General features: G+C 60.6%; 27 protein-coding genes. 13 read left to right on the forward strand and 14 right to left on the reverse strand.

Features of this window, described 5'->3' with window-relative positions:
* Nucleotides 1–4 precede the first annotated feature (4 nt).
* Complete coding sequence (locus JAO82_RS01660; RefSeq protein WP_198684591.1) at nucleotides 5–1,396, forward strand: TRAP transporter large permease; 1,392 nt, start codon at nucleotides 5–7, stop codon at nucleotides 1,394–1,396.
* A gap of 115 nt (nucleotides 1,397–1,511) precedes the next feature.
* Here the strand turns inward: JAO82_RS01660 and JAO82_RS01665 are convergent, their stop codons facing one another.
* The 4 genes from JAO82_RS01665 to parA form a co-directional block, all read right to left on the reverse strand.
* Nucleotides 1,512–2,093 carry a rhodanese-like domain-containing protein gene (locus JAO82_RS01665; RefSeq protein WP_198684592.1) on the reverse strand — a complete coding sequence of 194 codons (582 nt, stop codon included), beginning with the start codon at nucleotides 2,091–2,093 and terminating at the stop codon, nucleotides 1,512–1,514.
* A gap of 1 nt (nucleotide 2,094) precedes the next feature.
* Complete coding sequence (locus tag JAO82_RS01670; RefSeq protein WP_198684593.1) at nucleotides 2,095–2,502, reverse strand: universal stress protein; 408 nt, start codon at nucleotides 2,500–2,502, stop codon at nucleotides 2,095–2,097.
* Nucleotides 2,503–2,588: 86 nt separating this feature from the next.
* Nucleotides 2,589–2,909, reverse strand: a complete 321-nt coding sequence (locus JAO82_RS01675; RefSeq protein WP_198684594.1) for an antibiotic biosynthesis monooxygenase family protein — start codon at nucleotides 2,907–2,909, stop codon at nucleotides 2,589–2,591.
* A 24-nt stretch (nucleotides 2,910–2,933) separates the two neighbouring features.
* On the reverse strand, nucleotides 2,934–3,566 hold the full coding sequence (gene parA, locus JAO82_RS01680; RefSeq protein ID WP_198684595.1) for a ParA family partition ATPase: 633 nt from the start codon (nucleotides 3,564–3,566) through the stop codon (nucleotides 2,934–2,936).
* Between parA and JAO82_RS01685 the strand changes: the two genes are divergently transcribed.
* Nucleotides 3,553–4,491: a hypothetical protein gene (locus tag JAO82_RS01685; protein ID WP_198684596.1), complete on the forward strand. Its 939-nt coding sequence runs from the start codon at nucleotides 3,553–3,555 to the stop codon at nucleotides 4,489–4,491. The two genes, parA and JAO82_RS01685, sit on opposite strands and share 14 nt — an antisense overlap.
* Nucleotides 4,492–4,532: 41 nt before the next feature.
* Here the strand turns inward: JAO82_RS01685 and JAO82_RS01690 are convergent, their stop codons facing one another.
* Nucleotides 4,533–6,818, reverse strand: a complete 2,286-nt coding sequence (locus JAO82_RS01690; RefSeq protein ID WP_198684597.1) for a glycosyl hydrolase family 28-related protein — start codon at nucleotides 6,816–6,818, stop codon at nucleotides 4,533–4,535.
* A gap of 155 nt (nucleotides 6,819–6,973) precedes the next feature.
* Nucleotides 6,974–8,548, reverse strand: a complete 1,575-nt coding sequence (locus tag JAO82_RS01695) for a lysine--tRNA ligase (RefSeq protein ID WP_198684598.1) — start codon at nucleotides 8,546–8,548, stop codon at nucleotides 6,974–6,976.
* 123 nt (nucleotides 8,549–8,671) lie between these two features.
* Between JAO82_RS01695 and JAO82_RS01700 the strand changes: the two genes are divergently transcribed.
* A complete protein-coding gene (locus JAO82_RS01700; protein ID WP_198684599.1) occupies nucleotides 8,672–9,088 on the forward strand; it encodes a tellurite resistance TerB family protein in 417 nt (138 codons plus the stop codon).
* A gap of 10 nt (nucleotides 9,089–9,098) precedes the next feature.
* On the opposite strand, the gene dacB is transcribed toward JAO82_RS01700, so the two are convergent.
* Nucleotides 9,099–10,589, reverse strand: coding sequence for a D-alanyl-D-alanine carboxypeptidase/D-alanyl-D-alanine endopeptidase (dacB, locus tag JAO82_RS01705; RefSeq protein WP_232897168.1), 1,491 nt, complete (start codon nucleotides 10,587–10,589; stop codon nucleotides 9,099–9,101).
* 58 nt (nucleotides 10,590–10,647) lie between these two features.
* Nucleotides 10,648–11,277, reverse strand: a complete 630-nt coding sequence (locus tag JAO82_RS01710; protein WP_198684601.1) for a nicotinate-nucleotide adenylyltransferase — start codon at nucleotides 11,275–11,277, stop codon at nucleotides 10,648–10,650.
* A 79-nt stretch (nucleotides 11,278–11,356) separates the two neighbouring features.
* Between JAO82_RS01710 and ettA the strand changes: the two genes are divergently transcribed.
* Complete coding sequence (gene ettA / locus JAO82_RS01715; RefSeq protein WP_198684602.1) at nucleotides 11,357–13,012, forward strand: energy-dependent translational throttle protein EttA; 1,656 nt, start codon at nucleotides 11,357–11,359, stop codon at nucleotides 13,010–13,012.
* 135 nt (nucleotides 13,013–13,147) lie between these two features.
* Here ettA and JAO82_RS01720 read toward each other — a convergent pair whose 3' ends face one another.
* Nucleotides 13,148–13,438 (reverse strand): hypothetical protein, encoded by a 291-nt coding sequence (locus tag JAO82_RS01720; RefSeq protein ID WP_198684603.1) that lies wholly within the window; start codon nucleotides 13,436–13,438, stop codon nucleotides 13,148–13,150.
* A 483-nt stretch (nucleotides 13,439–13,921) separates the two neighbouring features.
* Here JAO82_RS01720 and JAO82_RS01725 point away from each other — a divergent pair, with 483 nt between their 5' ends.
* The 3 genes from JAO82_RS01725 (at nucleotide 13,922) to JAO82_RS01735 (ending at nucleotide 15,483) form a co-directional block, all read left to right on the forward strand.
* Nucleotides 13,922–14,128, forward strand: coding sequence for a cold-shock protein (locus tag JAO82_RS01725; protein ID WP_198684604.1), 207 nt, complete (start codon nucleotides 13,922–13,924; stop codon nucleotides 14,126–14,128).
* 184 nt (nucleotides 14,129–14,312) lie between these two features.
* Nucleotides 14,313–14,876, forward strand: coding sequence for a L,D-transpeptidase (locus JAO82_RS01730; RefSeq protein ID WP_198684605.1), 564 nt, complete (start codon nucleotides 14,313–14,315; stop codon nucleotides 14,874–14,876).
* Nucleotides 14,877–14,922: 46 nt separating this feature from the next.
* Nucleotides 14,923–15,483 (forward strand): DUF4329 domain-containing protein, encoded by a 561-nt coding sequence (locus JAO82_RS01735; RefSeq protein ID WP_198684606.1) that lies wholly within the window; start codon nucleotides 14,923–14,925, stop codon nucleotides 15,481–15,483.
* A gap of 20 nt (nucleotides 15,484–15,503) precedes the next feature.
* Here JAO82_RS01735 and JAO82_RS01740 read toward each other — a convergent pair whose 3' ends face one another.
* The gene (locus JAO82_RS01740; protein WP_198684607.1) at nucleotides 15,504–15,686 is read right to left on the reverse strand and encodes an SGNH/GDSL hydrolase family protein; all 183 of its coding nucleotides are present in this window, start codon (nucleotides 15,684–15,686) and stop codon (nucleotides 15,504–15,506) included.
* Nucleotides 15,687–16,073: 387 nt separating this feature from the next.
* On the opposite strand from JAO82_RS01740, the gene JAO82_RS01745 reads away from it, so the two are divergent.
* The gene (locus JAO82_RS01745; RefSeq protein WP_198684608.1) at nucleotides 16,074–16,637 is read left to right on the forward strand and encodes a gamma-glutamylcyclotransferase family protein; all 564 of its coding nucleotides are present in this window, start codon (nucleotides 16,074–16,076) and stop codon (nucleotides 16,635–16,637) included.
* Between the two features lie 74 nt (nucleotides 16,638–16,711).
* Here JAO82_RS01745 and gltX read toward each other — a convergent pair whose 3' ends face one another.
* Complete coding sequence (gene gltX / locus JAO82_RS01750) at nucleotides 16,712–18,037, reverse strand: glutamate--tRNA ligase (protein ID WP_198684609.1); 1,326 nt, start codon at nucleotides 18,035–18,037, stop codon at nucleotides 16,712–16,714.
* Nucleotides 18,038–18,193: 156 nt separating this feature from the next.
* Here gltX and JAO82_RS01755 point away from each other — a divergent pair, with 156 nt between their 5' ends.
* Entirely contained in the window at nucleotides 18,194–19,120 is a 927-nt protein-coding gene (locus JAO82_RS01755) for an MBL fold metallo-hydrolase (RefSeq protein WP_198684610.1), read from the forward strand.
* Nucleotides 19,121–19,197: 77 nt separating this feature from the next.
* On the opposite strand, the gene JAO82_RS01760 is transcribed toward JAO82_RS01755, so the two are convergent.
* On the reverse strand, nucleotides 19,198–20,856 hold the full coding sequence (locus JAO82_RS01760) for an NAD+ synthase (RefSeq protein ID WP_198684611.1): 1,659 nt from the start codon (nucleotides 20,854–20,856) through the stop codon (nucleotides 19,198–19,200).
* Between the two features lie 161 nt (nucleotides 20,857–21,017).
* On the opposite strand from JAO82_RS01760, the gene JAO82_RS01765 reads away from it, so the two are divergent.
* From JAO82_RS01765 to arsC, 4 genes are all read left to right on the forward strand, one after another.
* On the forward strand, nucleotides 21,018–22,445 hold the full coding sequence (locus JAO82_RS01765; RefSeq protein ID WP_198684612.1) for an MORN repeat-containing protein: 1,428 nt from the start codon (nucleotides 21,018–21,020) through the stop codon (nucleotides 22,443–22,445).
* Between the two features lie 102 nt (nucleotides 22,446–22,547).
* Nucleotides 22,548–22,886, forward strand: a complete 339-nt coding sequence (locus tag JAO82_RS01770; protein ID WP_198684613.1) for a DUF952 domain-containing protein — start codon at nucleotides 22,548–22,550, stop codon at nucleotides 22,884–22,886.
* On the forward strand, nucleotides 22,883–23,941 hold the full coding sequence (locus JAO82_RS01775; protein WP_198684614.1) for a quinone-dependent dihydroorotate dehydrogenase: 1,059 nt from the start codon (nucleotides 22,883–22,885) through the stop codon (nucleotides 23,939–23,941). The genes JAO82_RS01770 and JAO82_RS01775 overlap by 4 nt, the downstream gene beginning before the upstream one ends.
* Nucleotides 23,938–24,282: an arsenate reductase (glutaredoxin) gene (gene arsC / locus JAO82_RS01780; RefSeq protein ID WP_198684799.1), complete on the forward strand. Its 345-nt coding sequence runs from the start codon at nucleotides 23,938–23,940 to the stop codon at nucleotides 24,280–24,282. The genes JAO82_RS01775 and arsC overlap by 4 nt, the downstream gene beginning before the upstream one ends.
* Here the strand turns inward: arsC and JAO82_RS01785 are convergent.
* Complete coding sequence (locus JAO82_RS01785; RefSeq protein WP_198684615.1) at nucleotides 24,277–25,605, reverse strand: MATE family efflux transporter; 1,329 nt, start codon at nucleotides 25,603–25,605, stop codon at nucleotides 24,277–24,279. The genes arsC and JAO82_RS01785 overlap by 6 nt on opposite strands.
* Nucleotides 25,605–25,799 carry a hypothetical protein gene (locus JAO82_RS01790; protein ID WP_198684616.1) on the reverse strand — a complete coding sequence of 65 codons (195 nt, stop codon included), beginning with the start codon at nucleotides 25,797–25,799 and terminating at the stop codon, nucleotides 25,605–25,607. Before JAO82_RS01790 ends, JAO82_RS01785 begins: the two co-directional genes overlap by 1 nt.
* Between the last annotated feature and the right edge of the window lie 66 nt (nucleotides 25,800–25,865).

Genomic DNA, 25,865 nt, shown 5'->3' on the forward strand with positions numbered 1-25,865 from the left:
CCGCATGGACCCTGTTTTGCTGGGCGAGATTCTCTCGGGCCTAATGTTCTTCGGCGTCATCGGGATGCTGATGCTGGGTTTTCCGGTCGCCTTCACGTTGGCCGGCACCTCGCTGATCTTTGCATTCGTGGGGTACGCGGTAGGGGTCTTCGACCCCAGCAATTTCGGCGCACTGGCCAACCGCTATATCGGCTATATGACCAACGAAGTGCTGGTGGCGGTGCCGCTGTTCATCTTCATGGGGGTGATGCTGGAACGATCCGGCATTGCCGAGCAATTGCTGATGACCATGGGCCGCCTGTTCGGACGGCTGCGCGGCGGGCTTGGTTTCTCGGTGATTTTAGTGGGCGCATTGCTGGCGGCCTCGACCGGGGTGGTCGGGGCAACGGTGGTGACAATGGGGTTGATCTCGTTGCCGGCAATGATGCGGGCGGGATATGATCCAAAACTGGCGACCGGCGTGATCTGTGCCAGCGGCACATTGGGCCAGATCATTCCGCCCTCGACGGTGCTGATTTTCATGGGCGACATGCTGGCGGGCATCCATGCACAAGTGCAGATGTCAAAGGGCAATTTCGCGCCGTCACCGGTTTCGGTGGGCGACCTGTTCGCAGGCGCATTCATCCCCGGCTTCCTGCTGGTCAGCCTTTACATCGGTTTCGTGGTGTTCAAGGCGATCACCGATCCACAATCCTGCCCCGCGACCCCCGTGCCCGAGGAGGAGCGCAAGGGCATGCCGCGCGAGATCATGGTCGCATTGGTGCCACCGCTGCTGCTGATTATCGCGGTGCTTGGCTCGATCCTCGGCGGCATCGCCACCCCGACCGAGGCTGCCTCGGTCGGCGCGGTGGGCGCGACCTTGTTGGCGGCACTGCGCTGGCGGCTTTCAACAGGGACGTTGCAACAGGTCGTGGTTGCAACCGCGTCGATCACCTCGATGGTGTTCATCATCCTGTTCGGCGCCTCGGTGTTTTCCATCGTGTTCCGGCAAATGGGCGGCGACAACCTGGTGCATGTGTTCCTGACCAACCTGCCCGGCGGCGTGATCGGTGCGGCAATCATGGTCATGGCGATCATGTTCGTGCTGGGCTTCATTCTGGACACGTTCGAGATCATCTTCATCATCATCCCGATCACTGCCCCGATCCTGCTGGACCTGGGACTGGAGCCGATCTGGCTGGGCGTGATGGTGGGCATGAACCTGCAAACGTCGTTTCTGACGCCGCCCTTTGGCTTTGCGCTGTTCTATCTGCGTGGTGTCGCCCCCAGCACGATCAGCACCGGCATGATCTATCGCGGGGCAATTCCGTTCGTGCTTTTGCAGATCGCAGCCATGGCCACCCTGTTCGTATTCCCGGAAATCGTCCTGTGGCTGCCTGAGATTCTGCGCAAATAATCGACCGTTCGCGCGCATTTTCGGTGCCCTGCAGAAGGGCCGCGATGCTCGTATCTTACTCACGTCCAGATACCCACGCGATCTGTGGACCACGGGTCGCGTGGGTCAGCGCACCTTAATCAGTTACTGTCAGACCCAACAGCCGCCACACTTGCATGCCACCGCGATAATAATGGATTTTTTCGGCGGGGAAGCCGGCGGCGATCATAGCGCGCGCAGCCGTCGGCGATTGCCCGCACCACGGCCCATTGCAGAATAAGGCAACCGGCTTTGCCTCGTCACAGAGGAAGCCCTCAAAGTCCAACTCGCAGCCGAGAAGGTTTAACTGCTCTGCAGCGTCCGTATACGGAATGTTGATCGCGCCCGGTATTGTGCCTTGGGTAAACCAATCCGGCGTGCGGCTGTCCACGACGATCGTGTCAGGGTCTTCCAGCATGTCGAGCAATTCCAGCTCGCCAATCGTTGTTACCCCCGGCGCGGGGGTCATCGGCTGGATGCAGAACGGCGGACAGGCGCGTGAGGTTCGCGCCCATTCCCCGCTGATCTCGTTGGTCGGATCTTGAATACGCCCGATCTCGACCGGACCCTCATCGGTCTGAACGGTGACGCTCATGCGGTCCCCGCGCAGGTTCACCGGCTCGTCTGCCCATGCCGAAACGCCGGACACCAGCAACATCACAGCTACAACCCGCCACATCTCAGCGCACCACATGGACAGCACAGTGCGCATGGCGCACCACTTGCGAGGCGGTGGAGCCAAGCAGCAGATCCTGCATGCCCGGCCGGTGCGACGCGATGATGATCAGATCGGGCTTATTGGTGTTGGCCCAGTCCAGAATCGACCGCCCCGAATGGCCCTCGATCACCACAGCCCGCCCATTGGGAACCTGATCGGCCAGTTCCTGCAATTCGGCCTCGATCGCCTGCCGGGCCTCGGCCAGGTAATCGGCGGAAATGTAGGAAATCGCATAGCTGGGAACATGCTCGATAACATGTAGCAGGGTGATCTGAGCATCGGGCGTGGCCAGCTTCTGCGCCAGTTTCAGCGGCGCCGACGTGTCGCGCTCGGCGTCAAAGGAAATTGGGACAAGAATATTGTGATACATAGGCGTGCTCCTAGCTTGCGGCACCAGTCTGCCCTGTCATGCTCTCGGCGGCAATGGTCGAAGTCAAGTGGGCCAGTTTGAACCCGTCAGTCGAAACACTCGACCACGTCGTACATGACCGGCTCGAAACTGCGGCACAGTTCGTGGATCTTGCGGTTGCGGGCGCGCATTTCTTCCGAGCGCAGCATGGCTTGGAAATCCTCGCGCCGCTGCCATTGGGAATAGTTGGCAATCCGCGTCTGCGCATCATTTACGTGCAGACCTGCGCCGATGAAACCGGGCTGTTTCGAAATGAACTGGGCATAAGCGTCAGTCAGCGCATCCAGCAAATCCTGACAGGTGCCCGGTGTCATCTCGAAGGTCGTGATCACCGTCTGAATATTGCTTTCCTTAGTGATATTCGGCATTTTTCTCTCCCCTCCCACTTGCAATTACGGCCTGCCCAGCCGGGCCGAGACTTCGCTAAGCAATGCCTGTATCTCATCATGGGCCGGACCTTTGGGCGCCTCAAGAGCGGCGCGGCCCTTGCCCAGCGTTTCGGCATAGATCACCCGATTTGCCATTGCCGCCAGGGCAATTTCAGCATCCATCTGTGCGGCCTGCTCGCCGACTTCGACCGCCAGTCGTGTCCCGGAGCGGGCGCGGGTCATGACCATCATGGCCGGAATATTCTCGTTGCGTGCGAGGTTCAGCACGACCTCGACCGCCCAGAGATCCAGATGCGATGTGGCGACCGGCACCAGCACCAGATCAGAAGCGCGCAAGGCCGGGCGCAGATCGCTGTCGGCTTTGGGTGGCGTGTCGATGATCACGATGTCATGGTTATCGGCCAGTTTGCGGCATTCGTAAGGCACGCCCCAGGCCGAAGCGGTCGAGAACTCCAGACCCGGCTCGCCCTGTGCCTCCAGTCGGGCCATGAACCAGCGTCCGGCGCTGCCCTGCGGATCGGTGTCCATCAACGCCACGGACCTACCCGCCTGCGCAAAACCAACCGCAAGGTTGACGGCCAGTGTGGTCTTGCCGGCACCGCCCTTTTGCTGCGCTATGGTAATGACCTGCCCCATCCGAACCTCCGGTTCTGCTGCATTGCAGCGTATCCAAATAGTGCAAGGACGCAAGGTAAATCCGGGCCAGCCACAGCACTTCGGCTTTGCGGCGGATCTCGGCGCTCACCTGCGCTTGTCTGCGAATGCGTGCTCCAACACTCAGTTGAAGCCGGAACCGGGTAACTTCCTATTAACCAGAATTGCTGAATGTAGGGCGAAAAGGAGGGACATGCCCCGGATTCTGGTGTTCTTTTTACTATGCCTTTTGGCGGCTCAATCTGCACAAGCAAGTGCATGGTTGCGCGAAAAGGGCAGCGGTTTCGTATCAACGGCCGGCGTTCTGCGCGGACCCAGTAGCGCGCCCCAGTACGAAACCCGGATCTATGCGGACTACGGCGTTCTTGGCCACCTCACCCTGGGTATTGACCTGAACCAGAAGGGGGCGGTCAGCGAAAGCAGCCAAGTGAGTATGCTTTCCGGTCACGCGCGGATCTTCATGCGCCTGCCCTTCACTCCGGATGCTTGGCGCATGCGCTATACGCTGGAACTGGGAACAGGCATTTATGTCAGAGACACCAACCTTCACACTGAAAAAATCGAGAGGCTGCGCATGCATACGGTGGCGCTGGCACTCGGGCGCGGGTTCGATAGTCCGTGGGGTCCGGGATGGCTGACCGCGCAAACGACGGTCGAGCGTCGCGAGGCGCTTGCCGATCCGATTTACAAGCTGGACGCCAGCATCGGCCTGTCGAACAAACGGCTGTTTCGCCCCCTGCTGAAGGTCGCGGCCACCCGCGTGGCCGACGATCCTGTATCTTGGTCGCTGACCCCCACAATCCTGATCGGATCGGGAAAGAAAGCCACATGGGCCGCAGGGCTTGAACGGACATTCGGTCCCAACGCGAGCGTCGGCCTCGAACTGGGATTCTGGCGCGAGTTCTGAATCGCGTAGCTCCACCCCCACTCGCGGAGGCACTCAATACATCAGATATCCACGCGCACCGTCACCGACACCTCGCCGTGCGTTGCCTCGTCCCAAGTCAGAATCACCTGGCTTTTATCGCTGCCTTCTTCAGGCCGCGCATAGGGCATGGCGTGTTTCACCGCCGACTGCTCATTAAAAATCTCGCCCAGCGCCACCACCGCATCCACTGCCCGTGCGCGACCAAGGAAGGGCAGTTCGCCATCGGTATCGATCACCCAGTTTTGCGCGGCGGTGCCCTGTAGATATCGCAAGCGCAAGGGGCTTGCCGCCTTTTTGTCGACGCCATGATAGGCGTTGCCAGTATAGGTTACATCGCGGATTCGGCTGAAGTTCAATTCGGCAAAACTGGTATCGACCCGCTCGGCCCGATCAATGGTACCGTTGATCGCGCGGAAATTGTTGCCGTTGACCGTTACACCGTTCAGGAAATGGCCCGCGCCGTAAGGTTTGACGACGATATAGCTGAACCACGGGGCCACCGCGCTCGCCAGAAAAATGTTGTCGGTGATGCTCATCGAACTGAATGAAAAACCATCGATGAAGGCCGGGCTGGGGTCGTGTTCATTGGTCCATTCGATAAAGCAATTATCGACGTAATTTCCGGTAATGGTCGCGCAGGTATAGGTGCCGGCGATGACCAGCCCGGCGGTGCGCACGCCATTGGCGACGGAATCGCCCTGAAAGAAGTGGTTACCGATCACCATGCTATTGTCCCCCGCCAACATGGCGAAATGCTTGAAACGGGTGGCGCGATTGTTGCGCAGTTTGACATCATTGGCATTGGCATTCAGCGCAATGGTCTTGCGGTCTTCGACATCTAACGGTTCTTCCGCCGACAAAAACTGACAGCGGTCGATCAACATGCCCTGACACCCCGCCCCGATCGAGGTCAGCCCGCGATCCATGGGCCGCGAGATAAAGCAATCCCGCAAGCTGAAAGTCTGCCCGGAAGGCGCCAGTCTGATCCCGCTGCACAGGCTGTTGCACTGGACCTCTACATCTGAGATCGAAAACTGATTCAATTGACTGAAGCCACTGAAATCCAGCATATATTTGAATCCGTGAAACTCATAGGTTTGCGTTCCAGCGGCATCATAGAGCGGTGCACTGAGGGTAATTTCTCCTGCTCCGGTATTCTTCGATTGAACATAGATTTCCCGCCCGACACCATCGCCTGTAACCAGCGCCCCCACCGGAACATTGGCGATATTGGTCACGTTGGTCAGGATCCGCGCGTCGTTGGGATCATAGGTCGCTTGAGACGTAACAATTTCGGTATCCCAAGCGGTTGATTCGGCGGCTGTGAACTGCCCGTTGCGGAGCACCCGTCGCGTGGCGTAGCTCGCCTTGTTGGGCACCGCTGCTTGCATGTCGATCGGACCGGTCACGGTGATCTTGCGCCCGCCCATGTCCAGCGATTCATGGTCGACATTGTTCAGCAAGGCCTGAAACGCCTTACGAAATGCCAGTTCTTCGTTGCCAAACGCCGCGATGTAAGTCGGCAGATCGAACCCCTTGGTCAGCAACAGCATCTTGTCTGCGGGCATGCTAACCGTGCCCACGAACTCGACCGGCGACAGCAGACTGACCGTTTCGCCAAGGTAGTAGTCCCCCGCCGGAACGAAAAGCCGCCGCCCATTGGCAGCAAGGTCAGCAGCCGTAAACGCAGCGGTATTGTCAGTGCTGCCATCGCCGATGGCACCGAAGTCGCGTATATCGACGCGGCCCATCATATCGAGCACAAACAGCTTGGTAACATCCGTGATTTCGATGTCGTCGATGCGCAGCACGCCCCCATTCGGCCCGGTCAGGTCAAGGCCGAAATGCCCGTAAATCGCCTCCAACCCCCAAGCCATATCGACCCCGCCCCGCGCGCCCGAGCCAACAATCGCGGCGATCTCGACCACGTCGCCATAGCTGGCCAGCGTGACGGTCGGTCCCACCTCGACCACGCCGTTCACATGATCGCCCCCGCCCGCGCCAGCCCAGCCGGCAATCCGTACCGACGGCAGGTTGCCGCTGACCGCCTTGATACGCGCGCGGATTTGCAGATAGCAGCCAGGCAGCAGTGGCGTTTCCCCCATATAGCGCAACTTTTGTGTGCTTTCGGTCTTTTGCAGCTCCAGACAGCCGCCAAACTCCGGATCTGCCGGAACAAAGGCGGCATTGGCGGCCCCGGCATAGCTATCCGAACCCGGCGTGCCATCGCCGCTTGACCACATGTCCAGGCCATTCGCGAATGCCGGTGGCATGAACAATATGCCGTCGGTGATTGCCTTGTTCATCGAAATCCCTTTCCCATCGCGGCGCTGCCGCGCGCATTGCATCAATCCGGGGCGAACCGGACACGGGAAATGGTGTAGCAACAAAGGCTAAAGACGGTCTTAAACCACCGTCACGGTTTGTTGGGGCGCGGCGCAACGGCCACGCCCCAAGGGTATCACGCCAGATCGCCGGCCAAGGCACGGTCGATTAGCGCGACGGTCTCATCGACACCGTATAGCGCGATAAATCCACCGAAACGCGGCCCTTGGCTGGCTCCCAAAAGCACCTCGTAAAGAGCGGTAAACCATCCGCGCAGCGGATCGAACCGGTCGCGACCCACGGCATAGACCACGGATTGCAGCGCTTCGTCCTCGACCGGCCCATCATAGGCGGTCAGTTGGTCGCGCAATTCCTCTAGGGCGGCGCGCTCTGCCTCGCTGGGCGCGCGGAACGCCCGCGTCGGTCTGACAAAATCCTCATAATAGCGCAGCGCATAGCCCACCGCCGCCGCCAAATCCGGATGGCTGTCGGCCGATGCCTCAGGCGCATAGCGCCGAATAAACCCCCAAAGCTGCTCCTCGCTTTCGGCGCCGGATACCGACGCCAGATTGAGCAACATCGCGAATGGCACGATCAGTGTCGACTCCGGGACGTCGCCACCATGAATATGCCAGACCGGGTTGTTCAGCCGCGCCTTGACATCCTGCCCCGCAAAAGCCCGCAATTGCTGGTGGTATTCATCCACCGCCTTTGGGATCACATCGAAATGCATCCGCTTGGCGGTCTGGGGTTTCAGGTACATGAAATATGACAGGCTTTCGCTGCTGGCATAGGTCAGCCATTCGTCGATGCTGACGCCGTTACCTTTCGACTTGCTGATTTTCTGGCCGTTCTCGTCCAGAAACAGCTCATAGGTGAAATGTTCTGGGGCGCGCGCTCCCAGAGTGCGACAGATGCCATCGTAAATCGGTGTGTTGGTCGAGTGATCCTTGCCATACATCTCGAAATCGACGCCCAGTGCCGCCCAGCGCCCACCGAAATCCGGCTTCCACTGCAGTTTTACATTGCCGCCGGTCACCGGCAACGTCCATTCACGCCCGTCCTCGTCGTCAAAGGTGATCGTGCCGTCCTTGGCGTTCACGTCCTTGATCGGCACATACAGCACCCGTCCGGTTTCGGGATGGATGGGCAGAAAGATCGAATAGGTTTTCTGACGCTCATCGCGCAGCGATTGCAGCATGATCTTCATCAGGTCATCATAGCGTTCAGCCGCGCGCAGCAGCACCTCGTCGAACTGGCCCGAGCGATAGAACTCGGTGGCGCTGATGAACTCGTACTCAAAACCAAACGTGTCGAGGAAGCGGCGCAACATGGCGTTATTGTGCGCGCCAAAGCTTTCATGCGTACCGAACGGGTCGGGGACATCGCTTAATGGCAGTTGCAGATGCTCGTTGAGCATCTCTTGGTTGGGCACGTTGCCCGGCACCTTGCGCATCCCGTCCATATCGTCGGAGAAACACAGCAGCCGCGTAGGAATATCGCTCAGTTCCTCGAAAGCGCGCCGGATCATCGTGGTGCGCGCGACCTCGCCAAAGGTGCCGATATGTGGCAAACCAGACGGGCCATAGCCGGTCTGAAACAGCACATACCCTTTTTCCGGCGGCGCTTTTTCATAGCGTTTCAATACCCGGCGCGCTTCGACAAAGGGCCAGGCTTTCGATTGAAACGCTGCTTCGCGCAACTCGGACATCTTCATTCTCCAGGGTAAAGGGTCACGCAGGCAGTGCGCGACCATCGGCCGTTACCTATTGTGCTGGCGTGGGCGCGTCAATATTCTGCACCGCAACAAGCGCGCAACAAAGGATTTATGACCATGCCAGACACCGACAATCTTGGCGCTCAGGATGCGCTTGTGGCGCTGATGATCGCCGTTTCCGCCTCGGATGAAAATATCCGCACCGCAGAACTGATCAAGATCCAGTCGGCGGTCAACAACCTGCCGGTTTTCGCTGATTATGACGATGACCGTATGAATGTCACCGCGCAGGTCGTGTTCGATCTTTTCGAACAGGAGGACGGTCTGGACGCGCTGTTCGGCCTGATCCGTAAACACCTGCCCGAGCGCCTGTTCGAAACCGCTTATGCGCTGGCCTGCGACGTGGCTGCCGCCGATGGCAGGATCGGCGAAGCCGAACTGCGACTGCTCGAGGAAATCCGCTATGAGCTTAATCTCGATCGGCTGCATGCCGCCGCAATCGAGCGCGGCGCGCGGGCCCGGCACCTGACCTGAGGCGAGCCGCTCAGGTACAGTAAAGCACGCCCCAACGCTCGATCAGCTTTTGCTGCAGATTCTTGGCCCGGCGGTTCCAGTTGCGCGCCCCCGGCGGTATCTCATGCTCAGTGGCTTTGAATTTTTCGCGCGTGTCGGCGTCGGCGGAGAATATCGCAAAGGCCAATTCGGTACCATCCGGTCCGGTCATGAAGCCGCCCAGCCCTGAGACAAAATTCAGCGTTCCGGTCTTGGCGTAAACCTTGATCGGATGCCCCTTGTTTGGCCGCCCCTGCGCATCGCGCAATGTGAATTCTTTAAGCATCGGGCGCAGATGCCCCTGTCTGCGCACCTGAACCAGTGCCGTCACCAAATCAGCCGCGGTCATGCGCGATTCATCGCCAAGACCCGAGTGATCGACCAGATTTGTCTGCACCATACCATAGCGCTCGGCCGCCCACGCGTTCATTTGCCGCGCCGAAGCGCGAATCGAATCTGGCCGCCCGACGCGAGCCGCCGTTGCAGTCATTCCGATCATCTCGGCGATCAGATTATTCGACCAGTTCAACATATCGCGCAAAATGCCGCTCAATTCGCCGCTTTGGTGTTCCACCAGAACGCGCGCGCCCGCCGGCAGGGCGGTAACGACCTTTGGCACCTTCAGCTTGATATCCTGCGCCGCTGCCAGCGTCCGGAAGACATCGCCGACATAGTCACCGGGTCGACGCACCGGCAACCAACGCGCGCCCTCCTTGCCCAGCGCCCTGCGGGCCACGGTCCACTGATCCCCACCCTTGTCACTGGCATAGGTATAAACCGGCGTGCTGCGGTCCACGACCTGCATCCGCGACACGGCAACTGCGGGGCGGAACTTCCGCGCCCGTGCCTCCATGCTGATTGTATAATCTTGGCCGGCCCGCTTCCATTCGAAATGCACCCGGTTGAAATTTAGCGCTATTCCCGAAACGGCAGGGCTGTATCCCGAATAATCGGCTTGCGTAGCATCAATACTGGATGTGAACGGCAGCGCGCCATCTTGCACCACAAAACCGCCGGTGACCTGGCGCACACCCGCCAGCTTCAATTGCGCTGCCATAGCCGCCAGGTCATCGGTATCCAGCGACGGATCTCCACCCCCAGCAAGGATCAGATCTCCGCTCAGAACCCCATTATGGATTACGCCGTTTGTCAAAAGCCGGGTCTTGAAGCGATACCCCGCACCCAATGTCTCCAGCGCGTATAAGGCGGTCAGCGCCTTAGCCACGCTCGCAGGAGGTAGCGCAAGATCGCCATGCAGCGTTTCCAGCACCAGCCCGGTCTTGGTGTCCGCCACCGAACAGGCCACCTTACCGCTCAGCTTGGCCCGATCCACCAGCCCCTCGGGGCCGCCCGTGATTTCGGCTTGCAAAGCGGCAAAGCGCATCTGCGGGCGCAGCGATGTTTGCGGCGCAGCAGCACCCACCGGCCCCGCAGCCAGCAGTGCCCCTATTCCACCAAGAAAAAACCGACGCGATCTGTTCATTGTCATGGCCGCATCTAACCGCAGCCCAACGGGACAGACAACCACCTCACAGGGCGTTTCAGTGCTCACCTTCGCGTGATTGGGCGGCCGTCCACTTTCCGGCTGCCCGGATTTCGGATGAGGAAATATCAACCATTGGGACGTTGACGAAACACCAAGCTGGCGCCTCTGCCTGCGCCAGTGCTTGACTTTGCGAACCCGGAATCCGGTACGGTCGGTAAATTCGCGCCGCGGGCGACATGCAAGCCGAAATTTGCTGACCCGGACGCGCCAGCACACCGACCGGCACATGGTCCATGATCCAGCGCCAATCCTGCCATCGATGGATCTGCGCCAGATTGTCCGCGCCCATCAACCAGACGAACCGCACGCCCCGATAACGCGTGCGCAGCGCCGCCAGTGTGCGGGCTGTCACCCGTGTACCCAGCCGCGTCTCAATATCCGTCACATCAACGTGGGGGTGGCGCATCACCGCGCACGCCCGCTCAATTCGTTCGGCCAATGGAGCGGGGCCATGCTCTTTCAGCGGGTTGCCGGGACTGACCAACCACCAGACCCGATCCAAACCAAACCGTTTCAGCGCCTCACGCGTGATATGCGCATGGCCCTTGTGCGCGGGATCGAAAGACCCGCCCAGCAGGCCGATTGACATGCCCGCTCGCGCCAGTGGAAACTCTGTCCGCGCCACATTTCTTCCCGATTGCTCTTTCAACCGCCCTTGGATAGACCACCGACGTCAAAGCGCAAGTGAGCAGCAGGAGCACACCATGGCCGCCTACCAATATGTCTACCACATGCAGGGAGTGTCCAAGACCTATCCCGGCGGCAAGAAAACGTTCGAGAACATCCATCTCAACTTCCTCCCCGGGGTCAAGATCGGTGTCGTCGGTGTCAACGGCGCGGGGAAGTCCACCCTGCTGCGGATCATGGCGGGAATCGACAAGGATTTCTCGGGCGAGGCTTGGGCGGCCGAGGGCGCCAAGGTCGGCTACCTGCCGCAAGAACCCCAACTGGACGAAACATTGAACGTGCGTGAAAACGTCATGTTGGGCGTCGCCGAGAAAAAAGCCAAACTTGATCGCTTCAATGAACTGGCGATGAATTACTCAGATGAAACCGCCGACGAGATGGCCCAGCTTCAGGACGAGATCGACAGCCAGAACCTTTGGGATCTCGACAGCCAGATCGATGTCAGCCTAGAGGCGCTGCGCTGCCCGCCCGATGATGCCGATGTCACAACCCTGTCAGGCGGGGAAAAGCGCCGTGTCGCTCTGTGCAAGCTGCTGCTCGAAGCGCCCGACATGCTGCTGCTGGACGAACCGACCAACCACCTTGACGCCGAAACCATCGCGTGGCTGCAACAGCATCTGATCGATTACAAAGGCACGATTCTGGTTGTCACCCACGACCGCTATTTCCTTGACGATATCACCAGCTGGATTCTTGAACTCGATCGCGGGCGCGGTATCCCTTACGAAGGCAATTACTCTGATTGGCTGGAGCAGAAGGCCAAGCGCCTGTCGCAAGAAGCCCGCGAGGACAAATCCAAGCAGCAGACGTTGGAACGCGAACTGGAATGGATGCGTCAAGGCGCCAAGGCCCGGCAGGCGAAATCAAAGGCCCGGATCAACGCCTATAACGAGCTTGCCGCAACCTCCGAGCGGGAAAAGCTGGCGCGCGCCCAGATCGTCATTCCGAACGGTCCCCGCCTTGGCAACAAGGTGATCGAGGTCAACGGGTTGTCCAAACATATGGGCGACAAACAGTTGATCGAGGATCTGTCCTTTGCCCTGCCTCCGGGCGGTATCGTCGGCGTGATCGGCCCCAACGGCGCCGGTAAATCAACGCTTTTCCGGATGCTGACCGGGCAGCTTGAACCCGATACCGGCACCATCGAATACGGCGAAACAGTAGAGCTCTCCTATGTTGATCAGTCGCGCGATGACCTCAAGGACGACGACACCGTGTGGGAGGCCATCACCGGCGGCGCCGAACTGATCCAACTGGGTGATGCCGAAGTGAACTCACGCGCTTATTGCTCGTCGTTTAACTTCAAAGGCGGCGATCAGCAGAAAAAGGTCGGGCTGCTCTCCGGGGGCGAACGCAACCGCGTCCACATGGCCCGCTTGCTGAAAGAAGGCGGCAACGTGCTGCTGCTGGACGAACCGACCAACGATCTTGACGTCGAGACCCTGCGCGCCCTGGAAGACGCGCTGGTCGATTTCGCCGGCTGCGCCGTGGTGATTTCGCACGACCGGTTCTTCCTCGACCGGATCTGTACCCATATGCTGGCATTTGAGGGCGAGGCCCATGTGGAATGGTTCGAGGGCAACTTCGAGGATTACGAAGAGGACAAGAAACGCCGCCTAGGCCCCGATGCGCTGGAGCCGACAAGAATGAAGCACAAGAAATTTTCGCGGTGAGGCTAAGGGCGGCGCACATTCCGCCGCCCTACACAGGCTAATAGTGAACTTCCCTTGGTCGCTATATGGTCGGGCAAAACCACCTGAAAACCGGCGTAACTCGCATAAATGGGTCAATCCTTTACCCCGGGCTTTTCAGGTCTCCGCGACAACAGCCCCTTTCATCTCTCCGGTCATCCGCGCCAGATCCTCGCGGCTAAGCTTTTTGCGCACCTCCTCAATGGCCTGTTCGGCGGCATCACGCGTCGCTTTGTCAGGCCATTCTGTGATGGCCGCACTGGTGCGGTCGCTGGTGCGCACAACCGTGATGCGGCTGGCACCTAGAGCCTTTAACGCAGGCAGGCGCTTTTCGCGGATTCCGCGCAGGGTGATGTCGTAATCGGTGCCATCGGCGACCTCCCAAGTGGTGATCGTGATATATGCCATGGTGACCTCCCAGACCTTTAAGACCCTTGTATCATACACCATTTTTGCCCGGTTATGGGCATTAACCATGCAGCCAGTCGACGATTAGCGCCTTTTACACCGCCCCCCAATGCGGCCTTTGTCCTGCTGCTGCCGCGAAAGACAACCACCGCGGGCCACTGTCTGTGCTGTATTTTATGCCCGGCGCCTGCTGTTTTTTCGGAATCCCGATTGCCCGGCCCGGCCTGCTTTCAACACGCGGTTTTCATGGGACAAACCCACTCTCAGACAACCGAGACCATTGGCGCAGCTTCGCCTGAGCAAGCAGTTTACAACGAATCACCTTGCCAGAGAGCTGAATTGCTGCAATATGGACCCGCTTACGTTATCTTTTTCGACCCACTGTCTCCGATCAAACGGCGGTCAGTCTAATCGATCCAAAGACCAACCACGCCGGGCTGTCGCACTCCGCGGACAGCAAACAAACGATAGGAGACCACGGATATGGCCACTGGCACCGTGAAATGGTTCAACGCAACTAAAGGCTTCGGCTTCATCGCACCCGATGGCGGCAGCAAGGACGTTTTCGTCCACATCTCCGCTGTTGAGCGTGCCGGCCTGACAGGTCTGGCTGACAATCAGAAGGTTACCTTCGACATTGAAGCCGGCCGTGACGGCCGCGAAAGCGCGACCAACATCGCTCTGGCATAAGCCAGACGGACCGCACGTCCGTTAAAAAATTCAAAGGCCCGCGCCAGTCGCGGGCCTTTTTCTTTGCAATTTATGCTATACTCGCTGCAGTCGCACCAGGATCTGGCCCTACTGGCATGCGCGTGTTTGACCCAAAGCCTGATCGACCCAAATGTTAAGTATTGGAGAGAAAATCGGGACTGCCATGATTTCACGCCGTACTTTCTTAATGACCACCGCTTCCGCTGCCACTGCCCCTTTACTAATGCCCGAACCGGCCCAAGCTCAGGAAGCATTCGACCCGAAGCCGCAATATGTCAGCATAAGGGATCACTTCCTGCCGGGGCAGATGCTGGTGCTGCCGCGCTCTTATTATCTTTACTGGGTGACCGAGCCCCGCCGGGCGATTCGATATGGCGTTGGCGTTGGCATGGCCGGTCTGCAATTTACCGGCACTGCGACGATCGACGTGAAAAAGGAATGGCCCACCTGGCGGCCCACGGACGAGATGATCGAACGCAGCCCCCAGATCTATGGTCGCTTCAAAGACAACGACTATGTCCAACCGGGTGGCCCTGAGAACCCACTGGGCGCGCGGGCGCTTTATCTGTTTCAGAATGGCGTCGACACCTATTTCCGGGTCCACGGCACCAGCGATACACGCAGCATTGGTCGCTCTGTCTCAAACGGTTGTATCCGCATGCTCAACTCCCATGTGGTCGACCTTTACCAGCGGGTGCCGATCGGAACAGTCGTTACTGTAATCTGAACATGTTCACTGGGCGTGGTTGCCCCACCTGCAGATGAGTGGTGACATGTCCGAAAGAACTTGCCTGCTTGCCATCGTCTCCGCCTTGACGCTGGCGCTTATCATACCAGCCAAGGCCAATCCGGTTGCGAACATGCTTCCGGACCAAGCGGAAATCGATGCCGTAAAGGCCCGGCTTGCCCCGATTCAATTGCTGTCTTTTGCGACCGGGCGGGAATATTGCGGCTATCTGGGCGAACTTGCCAACGAACGACTCTTTTTTACCGAAATGATCCGGGGCGGTCACGATGGCTGCACCCCCCGCCTTCCGAGACGAGCAGCGCAGGTTCGCGCCTCGTTGCACACGCACGGGGCCTATGACCCCTCAGTTCCGGCAGAATTCCCGACCGTTCTGGACATGGACAGCGATGCGCGCGAGGGCGTGAACGGCTATGTCGCGACGCCCGGTGGGCGGCTTTGGTACATCAACAGCCGCGCCTTGGTGGCGATCCAGATTTGTGGCGAGGGCTGTTTGCCGCAGGACGAGCGTTTTCGCACTGGCGATGACGGTCCGATCCGAAACCGCTATACCCGCGAGGAGTTGCTGCAGTTAGAGAAGGCGCATTAAGGCGTGCTGCGTTGATCAGCCTAGCCCGCGATCCGTACAACCAGCTCCAGAACCGACGGCCCCAGCGCCTCGACAATGCGGGCAACACCCTTCTCATTCGGATGGGTGCCATCATCCTGCAAAAAGGCCATCGCCTGCCCGGCTGTTGCTGTATCGCCAAGCCCCGCAAGAAAATTCGGCGCGTAAAGCACCTCATATTGCACAGCCAGATCAGGATAGATTCAGGATAGATGCTGTCGAGCACTGCTTGGTATTCGGCTCCATAATTTTTGGGCGCGGACAGGCCGATCAGCACTACCTCGACGTCGGTCTTTTATGCGGCCGCAAGGATCGTGCGCAGGTTGGCACGCGATCTGACCATCATATCGGGGGGATTGGGGCCACCGTGCTAGCTTCGCTGGTCTTCGTCTGGCACACGCCGCGACGCGCCCGGCACTGGCTTCTACGCGGGTGCGAGTGACGCCCTGCCTGCACTGCGCGCTACAGAGCTTGTCACATGGTCACCGACCCACCGCTGTCCGGCTCCCGGCACTGTGCCATCCGGCCAACTCCTGATTGACATATAGCAATTGGCTCAGCACAACCACGCCATGACACCCGATCCATATTTCTTCGGCTATGGCAGCCTCGTGAACCGCACCACTCACGACTTCCCCGATCCGCGCCCGGCCCGGCTACATGGCTGGCGGCGCAGCTGGTGCCATACCGATCTGCACCCGGTGGCGTTCCTGACCGCCATCCGTGACCAAGACAGCGCGATCGATGGCCTGATCGCCCATGTCCCCGGCGGCGACTGGGCGGCCCTGGATGAACGCGAACACGCCTATGACCGCGTTCCCGCAACGGATAGCGTCACCCATAGCGAAAAGGCGGGCATCGAAATCGCTGTCTATGCGGTCCCAGACCGCGCCCGCAGCAGTGCAAATGCGCGCCACTCGATCCTGCTCAGCTATCTCGACGTGGTGATACAGGGCTATCTGCGTGAATTCGGCGTTGACGGCGTCGCGCAGTTCTTCGCCACCACCGACGGTTGGGACGCGCCGATCCTCGACGATCGCGCCGCGCCCCGCTATCCCCGTCATCGCAAGCTCAGCACAGACGAGACCGCCCTTGTTGACCACCATATCGCCGCAATCGGTGCTACAGTGCGGTGACGCGGCGCTACTTCTTCTTGCCGAAAAATATCCCCGCCGGAGGCTCCCGCAAGATCCACTGACGCGCCGGTGGACTAATCGCGCCCCCGCACCACCTGTAGCAGTGGCATCAGCGTGGCCATCTCGGGCCCCCGCTCCTGCCCGGTCAACGCCTTGCGCAGCGGCATGAACAATCCCTTACCCTTGCGTCCGGTCGCGGTCTTGACCGCAGTGGTCCAGTCCGCCCAGCTTTCCGGCCCATAGGGGGGCGGTGGCAATAGGGCCATCGCCTGCGCGATAAACTCGCGATCCTCATCTGCCACCAGCGGCTCGACGCCATCGCGGCACAGCGCCCACCAGCCAGCAAGATCCTGCAGCGTGGTTATATTATCGCGCGCCATCGCCCAGAAAGGCGCAGCCTGATCGTCTGGTACGCCGGCCGCCGCAACTTCCGCGCGCACCGCATCCAGATCCAGCCCATGCAAATAGCGCGCCGTCAGCGGAAACAGATCTTTCACGTCAAAGCGCGTCGAGGCCGAACTGAACCGTGCGATATCGAACCCCTCAATCAGGTCCGCCATGTCATGACGCAACTCGACCGGATCGCTTGACCCCAGACGTGCCAGAAGGCTTAACAACGCCATCGGCTGCACCCCCTGTTCGCGAAGGTCGCGCAACGCTAGGGTGCCCAAGCGCTTGCTCAGCGATTCACCCTGTGGACCTGTCAGCAAGGAATGATGGGCAAAGCGGGGCGGTGTGACACCCAAGGCCTGCATGATCTGGATTTGCGTCGCCGTATTTGTCACGTGATCCGAGCCGCGAACCACATCTGTGACGTTCATCTCGGCGTCATCGACAACCGAGGCCAGCGTATAAAGAAATTGCCCATCGCCCCGGATCAGCACCGGGTCACTAACGCTGCTGGCGTCGATGGAAACATCGCCCAAGATCCCATCGGTCCATTCGATCCGCTGGTGATCCAGCTTGAACCGCCACACGCCATCGCCGCGCTCGGCCCGCAGCGCTTCGCGTTCGGCTTCGCTCAGATCCAGCGCCGCGCGATCATAGACCGGCGGGCGGCCCATATTCAGTTGTTTCTTGCGCTTGAGGTCTAGTTCGGTGGGCGTCTCGAACGCCTCGTAGAACCGGCCCATGTCGCGCAGTTGGTCAGCGGCCTCGTGATAGCGGTCCAGACGCTGTGACTGCCGCTCGACCCGATCCCAATGTAGGCCCAGCCACTCAAGATCTTCCTTGATCGCATCGACATATTCTTCCTTCGACCGCTCTGGGTCGGTATCGTCAATGCGCAAGATGAACGTGCCCCCCGCTTTGCGGGCGATCAGGAAGTTCATCAAGGCGGTGCGCAGATTGCCGACATGGATATAACCGGTCGGGGACGGGGCAAAACGGGTGGTTGTCATGGGACTCTCCTGTTGTCGCGCCATCTGTCACAGAGAGGCGGATTTGTCCAGTTCACAGCTTCACTGCAAGATCACGGGATTGTTGGGCGTTACCGGGTGGCAGACGGTAAAGACCACGTTATCATCGGAGGGTTTCCCAAGGAAAGGATGCCGATCATGACACGCCAATCGCTCCGCCTGTCCCGCCGCGCCGCATTGACCGGTGCCGCAGCCCTGCCCCTTGCCTCGCTGACCGGCACCGCCCGCGCCAGCGCCGACATGCAGGGCGTCGGCCTCGCGCCCTGGACCCGCGTGAAACTGGGCGAATTCGAGGTGACGACCCTGCTTGCTGGGACGCGCAGCGCCGATGACCCGCAGGCCGTTTTCGGCCTGAACGTCAGCGACACGGAGTTCGCAAAGGTTTCGAAAGCGGCCAATATTCCCGCCGACAAATCGCAGTTTTTCTTCACTCCCACACTGGTCAATACTGGCACCGAATTGATCCTGTTCGACACGGGCCTGAACGCCGATGGTACCACTGCGGCCCTGTCCGCAGCCGGGTATGCGCCCGAACAGGTGGACAAGGTGGTGCTGACCCATATGCATCCTGACCATATCGGCGGGTTGATGCGCAGCGGCGCACCGACCTATGAAAACGCGGATTACGTGACCGGGGCGGTTGAATTTAACGCATGGGACATGTCCGGCGACGAGACCTTCGAGGCGCAGATGCGCCCGCTGGCCGAGCAGACCGAATTCGTCGAGGACGGTGCCAGCATCGCCAGCGGCATCACCGCAATGGCCGCTTTTGGTCACACGCCGGGCCATATGGCGTTCCTGCTGGATAGCGGCGACAAGCAGCTGCTGATCGGCGCAGACTTCACCAACCATTACGTCTGGTCGCTGGCGCATCCCGATTGGGAGGTGCGCTTTGACCGCGACAAGGCGATGGCTGCCAAGACGCGCCGCCGTCTGCTTGACATGCTGGCCGCCGAAAGAATGCCGTTCATCGGCTATCACATGCCATGGCCCGGCATCGGCTATGTCGAGACGCGCAACAAGGCGTTTCACTATGTCCCGCACAGCTATCAACTGCTGTTGTAGCTGCATGTGCAATCGGCTCAGGCCGCGTTCCCCGTGCACGCCGACGGTCGGTCCTGCCCCGGCAAGGCAGGCCGCCGTCAGGAGCGGTCGCGCCAGCGGTTGACGATTGGATAGCGCCGGTCAAGCCAAAACGCCCGGTCGCTCAACCGGGGTCCCGGCGCGGATTGGAACCGCTTGTATTCACTGGCATAGATCAGCGCCTCGACCTTTTGCGCCACATCGCGGTCGAATCCGGCAGCAACGCAATCGGCGATTGATCCGTCTGCGTCGATCAGGATGCTCAGGATTGCGTCCAGTTCGGTATAATCCGGCAGACTGTCGCTGTCCTTCTGATCGGCGCGCAATTCGGCGCTCGGCGGTTTGTCGATCACACGGGGCGGGATCACCTCGCCCGCCGGTCCCTTCATCCAATCGCGATGATTTTCGTTGCGCCAGCGGCAGATCTCGAAGACCCGCGTCTTGTAGAGATCCTTGATCGGGTTATAGCCGCCCGCCATGTCGCCATAGATCGTGGCATAGCCCACGGCGACCTCGGACTTGTTGCCGGTGGTCAGCAACATGCCACCAAATTTGTTGGACAGCGCCATCAGCAACAGCCCGCGCAGACGCGATTGGATGTTTTCCTCGGTCAGGTCGGGCTGCGTGCCCGCGAACAGCGGGGCCAGCGTATCGGTCACCGCCGCGCGTGCCTCGGTGATCGGCACCACATCATAACGACAGCCCAACGCCCGTGCGACCGCCTCGCCATCCTCGAGCGAGCTTTGCGAGGTGTATTCCGAAGGCAACATCACACCGTGTACGTGGTCTGGGCCCAAGGCATCGGCGGCGATGGCCGCGACAATCGCGCTATCCAGCCCGCCCGACAGACCTAATAGCACGTTTTGCATGCCGCTTTTGGCCATATAATCGCGCAAGGCCGTGACCATCACGCGATAGTCCTGCTCCAGCGGATCAGGTCTTCGGTGTTTCCCGCCCGCGACAATTCGCCAGCCCTCCGGCCCGCGCTCCAGATCGACATGCGCCAGCGCGCTGTCAAACAGCGACATCTGGAAGGCCAGTTCGCCGCCCGGATTGAGCCCGAAACTGCCACCATCGAACACCTGATCATCCTGCCCGCCGGTCATGTTCAGGTAAATCAGCGGCAACCCGGTCTCGATCACGCGTGCAACCATGTGATTCAGCCGCATTTCCCAACGCCCCCGGTAATAGGGCGAGCCGTTCGGCACCAACAGAAATTCGGCGCCGCTTTCCTCCAGCGTTTCGGCCACATCCTCGTTCCACGCGTCCTCGCAGATCGGGCTGCCAATGCGCACATCGCCCACCGCATATGGACCGGCCAGCGGCCCCGGTGCGAATACCCGCGCTTCGTCGAACACGCTTTCATTGGGCAAGTGGTGTTTTTTGACGACGCGGGAAATCTTGCCGCCTTGCAGGATGAAATAGCCGTTGAACAGCTCAGTGCCTTCCACCCATGGCCCGCCAATCGCCAGCGCCGGACCCTCGGCGCAGTCTGCGGCCAGCGTCTCCAGCGTCTTGATCGCATCCGCGTAGAACGCTGGCTTCATCACCAGATCCTGCGCATTATATCCGGCGATGAACATCTCGGGCAGCGCCACCAGATCGGCGTCTGCCGCCTTGCCCTGCTCCCAAGCGTCGCGCGCCTTGATGGCGTTGCCCGCCAGATCGCCCACGACCGGGTTCAGTTGCGCCAATGTTACGCGGAAACGGTCTGTCATGTCTTGCCCCCTATTGCTGGGTTTCTCCCGTCGTTTAGCAGATCGTCCGGCAAGTGAAAGCGTCTTGCGCCGAAAGACATTGCCCCTCGCACCCCGCTCGCTTAATTTCGCGCCAAAATCGCCCGTCGCAGGGGCGTCACGAACTTTCAGCAGGATACGGCATGGGAAACGCGCGCACGGCAGCAATCGCATTGGTCGCAGGACTGGCCCTGTCCGGTGGCGCCTTGGCGCAGAACGGACAGGTACGGACCTCGCAGGACGATATCGGCGGTGTCTACACGGGCACGTTCAAGGGCGGATTACAGCACGGCACCGGTACCTATCGCCTGCCCAACGGGTACGAATATAGCGGCGAATGGGCCGAAGGTGAGATCCGCGGCACCGGCGTTGCGCGCTTTCCCAACGGATCGGTTTACGAAGGACAGTTCGCGGAGGGCAAACCCCATGGCGCGGGCAAGATCATCTTTTCCGACGGCGGCACCTATGAGGGCGACTGGGTCGATGGCGTGATCGAAGGTGAAGGCATCGCCACCTATGCCAACGGTGTCCGTTATGAGGGCAGTTTCCAGAACGCGAAACATCATGGCAAGGGCATCATGACCAGCCCCGGCGGCTATCGCTACGAGGGCGACTGGCTGGATGGCGACAAACAGGGCATCGCCACCATCACCTATCCCGATGGCGCGGTCTATCAGGGTGGCGTCGCTTCGGGCGAGCGTTCGGGGCCGGGCACGCTGACCCTGCCCGATGGCCTGACCTATGTCGGTCCGTGGACGGACGGCCAGATTAACGGCACCGGGACCCTGACCTTGCCCAATGGCGACGTGTACGAGGGCGAATTGGCCGCCGGAAAGCGCGCCGGCAACGGGCGCATGATCTATGCCAATGGCGACACCTATCTCGGCGACTTCCACAATGACCGCCGCGAGGGCCAGGGGACCTTCAGCGGCAAGGACGGGTTTGTCTATAGCGGCGCATGGCTTGCGGGCCAGATCGAGGGGGAGGGCCAGGCCACCTATCCCGGTGGATCGGTCTATATCGGGCAATTCCGCGACGGTCTGGCCGATGGCACGGGCAAGATCACCTATCCCGATGGCAAGACCTACGAGGGCGACTGGGTTGCCGGCGTTATCGAGGGCGAGGGCCGCGCCGAATATGCCGATGGGGTCATCTATCAAGGCGAGTTCAAGGATGCGCGCAGCCATGGCCAAGGTACCATGACTTACCCTGATGGATACCGCTATGAGGGCGCATGGCGGGATGGCCAGCGCCACGGCACGGGCACCGCAACCTATGCCGACGGCTCAGTCTATACCGGGCAGTTCGTCAATGGTCAGCGCGAAGGCACGGGCGAAATCGTCATGGCCGATGGTTTTCGCTATGCCGGAGAATGGAATAACGGCGAAATCAACGGCTTAGGCGTCGCGACCTATGCCAATGGCGATGTCTATGAAGGCATGTTCAGCAAGGGCAAGCGCCAGGGCGAAGGCACGATGCGCTATGCCAGCGGCAAAATCGTTTCTGGTGAATGGCAGGATAACGAACTGGCCCGCAACGAGACCGATGTCAGCGTTCCGCAGGAAGATTGACCTGGTTTTTCAGGTCTGAAGCGGCTGCGACGCACGCTATGATATGGCATTAACCGCCACGTCCGCCTTGACCCGGAGCACCGCGCGGGGCATCACCCCGCCATGTTGATCTACAAGATTTTCCGTGCAGATGAATGGGCGGTTTTACAGGCCAATGGCGAAACCCGAGGCGCTCCGGTGGATGTTGCTGACGGGTTCGTACATTTCTCGACCGCCGCGCAGGTTGCTGAAACCGCTGCAAAACACTTCGCCAAAGCCGCGGGGCTGACATTGCTGGCCGTGGAGTCGGAGGCTCTGGGAGATGCCTTGAAATGGGAAGAATCCCGTGGCGGGGCTCTATTTCCCCATCTCTACCGCGAATTGCGGCTTGCCGATGTGCTCTGGGCAAAACCATTGCCGCTGATTGACGGAGCCCATCGTTTTCCGGATGATCTGACATGAGCACCCTGGAACGCTCGGGGCTGGCGCTGCTGCGCCGTCTGAATCCGGAAACCGCCCATGGGCTGGCGATGCGCGGCTTGCGCGCGGGGCTGGTGCCGTTACCGGGGCCGATAACCTCGCTTCGCTTGCGCACGCAACTGGCGGGGCTGAACCTGCCCAACCCTGTCGGGCTGGCCGCCGGATTTGACAAGAATGCCGAAGCCCTGGACCCGCTGATACGGGCTGGGTTCGGTTTTATCGAAGTGGGCGCGGCAACGCCGCAGCCGCAACCGGGCAACCCCCGTCCGCGGCTGTTCCGGTTGACGCAAGACCGCGCAGCGATAAACCGGTTCGGCTTCAATAATGACGGGATGCAGGCCATCGGCGCGCGGCTGGCGCGACGCCCCCGCAGCGGCGTGATCGGCCTCAATCTGGGTGCCAACAAAGACAGCAAGGATCGCATGGACGATTTCGCGCAAGTGCTGACCCATTGCGGCGACTCGCTGGATTTTGCCACAGTCAACGTGTCCTCGCCCAATACCGAAAAGCTGCGCGACCTGCAGGGCAAGGCGGCGCTGACAGATTTGCTGCAAGGCGTGATCGACGCGCGCGATGCGCTGCCCTGCGCGATCCCGATATTTCTGAAAATCGCGCCGGATCTGAGCGACCCGGAATTGGCCGATATTGTCGAAGTCGCCCGCGAAACCGGGATCGACGCGATTATTGCAACCAATACAACTTTGATGCGTGACGGGTTGCATGGCCCGCATCGAGACGAGGCCGGAGGCCTATCGGGCGCGCCATTATTTGAGCGCTCGACCCGTGTTCTGGCCCGGCTTTCAGTGCTGACCGAAGGCCAGATTCCCCTGATCGGGGTCGGCGGGATCTCATCTGCCGAAGATGCCTATGCCAAGATCTGCGCCGGGGCGTCGGCGGTGCAACTCTACACGGCTTTGGTCTACGAGGGCCTGTCGCTGGCAGCACGTATTGTACATGGCTTGGAAGATCTGCTTGCGCGCGACGGCTTTGCCGATGTGGCGCAGGCCGTCGGCAGCAGACGTGAGGAATGGATATGATCGAGCTTTGGCACAATCCGCGCTGTTCCAAGTCGCGTCAGGCGCTGGCGCTGCTGGAAGCGCGCGGCGCAAATCTAACCCTACGCCGCTATCTCGACGACCCGCCAACCCGGGCGCAGATCGTCGCCGCGTGGGCGGCGTTGGGGCAGCCGCCGGTTGCAATCATGATGCGCACCGGCGAAGCGCGGTTCCGTGAACTCAGCCTGAGCACGTCGGACAGCGATGACAGCTTGCTGGACGCGATGGCGGCCAATCCGATTCTGATCGAACGTCCGCTGGCGATCCGTGGCCAGCGCGCGGTAATCGGGCGGCCACCGGAAAAAGTGCTGGACCTGCTATAACGCGCCCCGCCCCGCCGCCCGCTCAAGCGCCGGATAGCGCAGCCCCAATGTGATCGCGCGCAGCACATAAGACAGCAACAATGCCCCCCACAGGCCGTGGTTGCCAAAAAGCGGCACCAGCGCCAGCACCGCCAGCGCATAGGCCAGCACCGAAAGCACCGCCATATTGCGCATGTCTCGGGTGCGGGTTGCGCCGATAAATATGCCGTCCAGCATCCAGCTTGCCACGCCGACAAGTGGCACCAGCAGCAGATAGGGCAGGTAGATCCGCGCCTCGGCCCTGACGCTTGCGACCTTAGCCATCAGATCGACAATCGCACCGCCGCAAAGTGCAAACGCCAGCGTCAACAGGGCGACTCCGACCAGCGCCCAAAGGGTCGACAGCGCGATACCGCGCCGCATCCGCAGCACATTGGCTGCGCCTACCGCCTGCCCGACCAATGCCTCGGTCGCGAAGGCGAAACCGTCCAGAACATAGGCGGTGATCTGGACAAATTGCAGCAGGATCTGATTGGCCGCCAGCGTCACGTCTCCGAATCCCGAGGCCAGAAACAGGAACGATACCATCACCCCCATCAGCATCAGCGACCGGATCAGGATGTCAGTATTCACCACCAACATCCGTTTCAGCCGCGCCGCGTCGAAGATTCGCGGCCAGTCGCGCCAGGCCCGACCGACAAAAGCGTCGCGGCACAACCACAGCGCCAGTGCCAACCCGGACCATTCCGCCAGAAACGTCGCCAGCGCCACGCCGTTCACGCCCCAGCCAAGGCCCAGCACGAACCACAGGTCGAGGGCAATGTTCAACCCATTCATCCAAAGCTGTAGCCCCAACACCGCGCGTGTGCGCTCCAGCGCGATCAGCCAGCCGGTAACGCCGAAGATGGCAATGGCCGCCGGAGCCGACCAGACCCGGATCGCCATGTAACCGCGCGCCAAGTCCTCGACTTCGGCACTGGCGGGTGACAGATGGAACGCGCCCGCGAACAGCGGGTATTGCAGCGCAATGATCGCCAGCCCACCTGCTGCACCGATCAGCACCGCCCGCACCAACAGCGCCGTCACCTCACCGCTGCGCCCCGCCCCATGCGCCTGTCCGGTCAGCCCGGTGGTGCCCATGCGCAGGAATCCGAACACCCAATAGATCGACGTGATGATGATCGCTCCGATCCCAACCGCGCCGATGGGGGCGGCCAACCCGAGTTGCCCCACCACGCCGGTATCGACCAGACCGAGGATCGGCACTGTGGCATTAGCCAGCACGATGGGCAGCGCAATCCGCAGAATCCGGGCATGGGTAACGGGCGGCGAGGACACAGGCACTACTGGCCTCCTGCGACGACATCAGGACATGCGTCGCCGCTGATCCGTCCGGTCTTGGGTTGTCCGCTCAGGTTTGGGCTATGAGCCGTGGCAGGCACCCCGCGCGCCTTACCCAGCTTGGTCAGATATATCCCCAGCGCGCGCGCTTGGGGAATCGCGTCATTGAACTGCTGTGCAGACCTGACCTTTTTCATCGCTTAGGGACTCCTGCGTGTAATCGCTGCCTTTATGGCCACGCCATCCACGTAAGAACAAGCCCG

It is taken from the genome of Pontibaca salina (assembly GCF_016307205.1).
GTDB lineage: Bacteria > Pseudomonadota > Alphaproteobacteria > Rhodobacterales > Rhodobacteraceae > Pontibaca > Pontibaca salina.

Coding starts and splice junctions, on each gene's coding strand:
- JAO82_RS01765 (WP_198684612.1), top strand. CDS start 21,018: ATGGGAAACGCGCGCACGGCAGCAATCGCATTGGTCGCAGGACTGGCC.
- JAO82_RS01665 (WP_198684592.1), bottom strand. CDS start 2,093: ATGTGGCGGGTTGTAGCTGTGATGTTGCTGGTGTCCGGCGTTTCGGCA.
- JAO82_RS01690 (WP_198684597.1), bottom strand. CDS start 6,818: ATGAACAAGGCAATCACCGACGGCATATTGTTCATGCCACCGGCATTC.
- JAO82_RS01700 (WP_198684599.1), top strand. CDS start 8,672: ATGCCAGACACCGACAATCTTGGCGCTCAGGATGCGCTTGTGGCGCTG.
- JAO82_RS01685 (WP_198684596.1), top strand. CDS start 3,553: ATGACCTGCCCCATCCGAACCTCCGGTTCTGCTGCATTGCAGCGTATC.
- arsC (WP_198684799.1), top strand. CDS start 23,938: ATGATCGAGCTTTGGCACAATCCGCGCTGTTCCAAGTCGCGTCAGGCG.
- JAO82_RS01730 (WP_198684605.1), top strand. CDS start 14,313: ATGATTTCACGCCGTACTTTCTTAATGACCACCGCTTCCGCTGCCACT.
- JAO82_RS01675 (WP_198684594.1), bottom strand. CDS start 2,909: ATGCCGAATATCACTAAGGAAAGCAATATTCAGACGGTGATCACGACC.
- JAO82_RS01660 (WP_198684591.1), top strand. CDS start 5: ATGGACCCTGTTTTGCTGGGCGAGATTCTCTCGGGCCTAATGTTCTTC.
- JAO82_RS01755 (WP_198684610.1), top strand. CDS start 18,194: ATGACACGCCAATCGCTCCGCCTGTCCCGCCGCGCCGCATTGACCGGT.
- JAO82_RS01790 (WP_198684616.1), bottom strand. CDS start 25,799: ATGAAAAAGGTCAGGTCTGCACAGCAGTTCAATGACGCGATTCCCCAA.
- ettA (WP_198684602.1), top strand. CDS start 11,357: ATGGCCGCCTACCAATATGTCTACCACATGCAGGGAGTGTCCAAGACC.
- JAO82_RS01725 (WP_198684604.1), top strand. CDS start 13,922: ATGGCCACTGGCACCGTGAAATGGTTCAACGCAACTAAAGGCTTCGGC.
- JAO82_RS01695 (WP_198684598.1), bottom strand. CDS start 8,548: ATGTCCGAGTTGCGCGAAGCAGCGTTTCAATCGAAAGCCTGGCCCTTT.
- JAO82_RS01735 (WP_198684606.1), top strand. CDS start 14,923: ATGTCCGAAAGAACTTGCCTGCTTGCCATCGTCTCCGCCTTGACGCTG.
- JAO82_RS01775 (WP_198684614.1), top strand. CDS start 22,883: ATGAGCACCCTGGAACGCTCGGGGCTGGCGCTGCTGCGCCGTCTGAAT.
- dacB (WP_232897168.1), bottom strand. CDS start 10,589: ATGAACAGATCGCGTCGGTTTTTTCTTGGTGGAATAGGGGCACTGCTG.
- JAO82_RS01760 (WP_198684611.1), bottom strand. CDS start 20,856: ATGACAGACCGTTTCCGCGTAACATTGGCGCAACTGAACCCGGTCGTG.
- parA (WP_198684595.1), bottom strand. CDS start 3,566: ATGGGGCAGGTCATTACCATAGCGCAGCAAAAGGGCGGTGCCGGCAAG.
- JAO82_RS01745 (WP_198684608.1), top strand. CDS start 16,074: ATGACACCCGATCCATATTTCTTCGGCTATGGCAGCCTCGTGAACCGC.
- JAO82_RS01770 (WP_198684613.1), top strand. CDS start 22,548: ATGTTGATCTACAAGATTTTCCGTGCAGATGAATGGGCGGTTTTACAG.
- gltX (WP_198684609.1), bottom strand. CDS start 18,037: ATGACAACCACCCGTTTTGCCCCGTCCCCGACCGGTTATATCCATGTC.
- JAO82_RS01670 (WP_198684593.1), bottom strand. CDS start 2,502: ATGTATCACAATATTCTTGTCCCAATTTCCTTTGACGCCGAGCGCGAC.
- JAO82_RS01720 (WP_198684603.1), bottom strand. CDS start 13,438: ATGGCATATATCACGATCACCACTTGGGAGGTCGCCGATGGCACCGAT.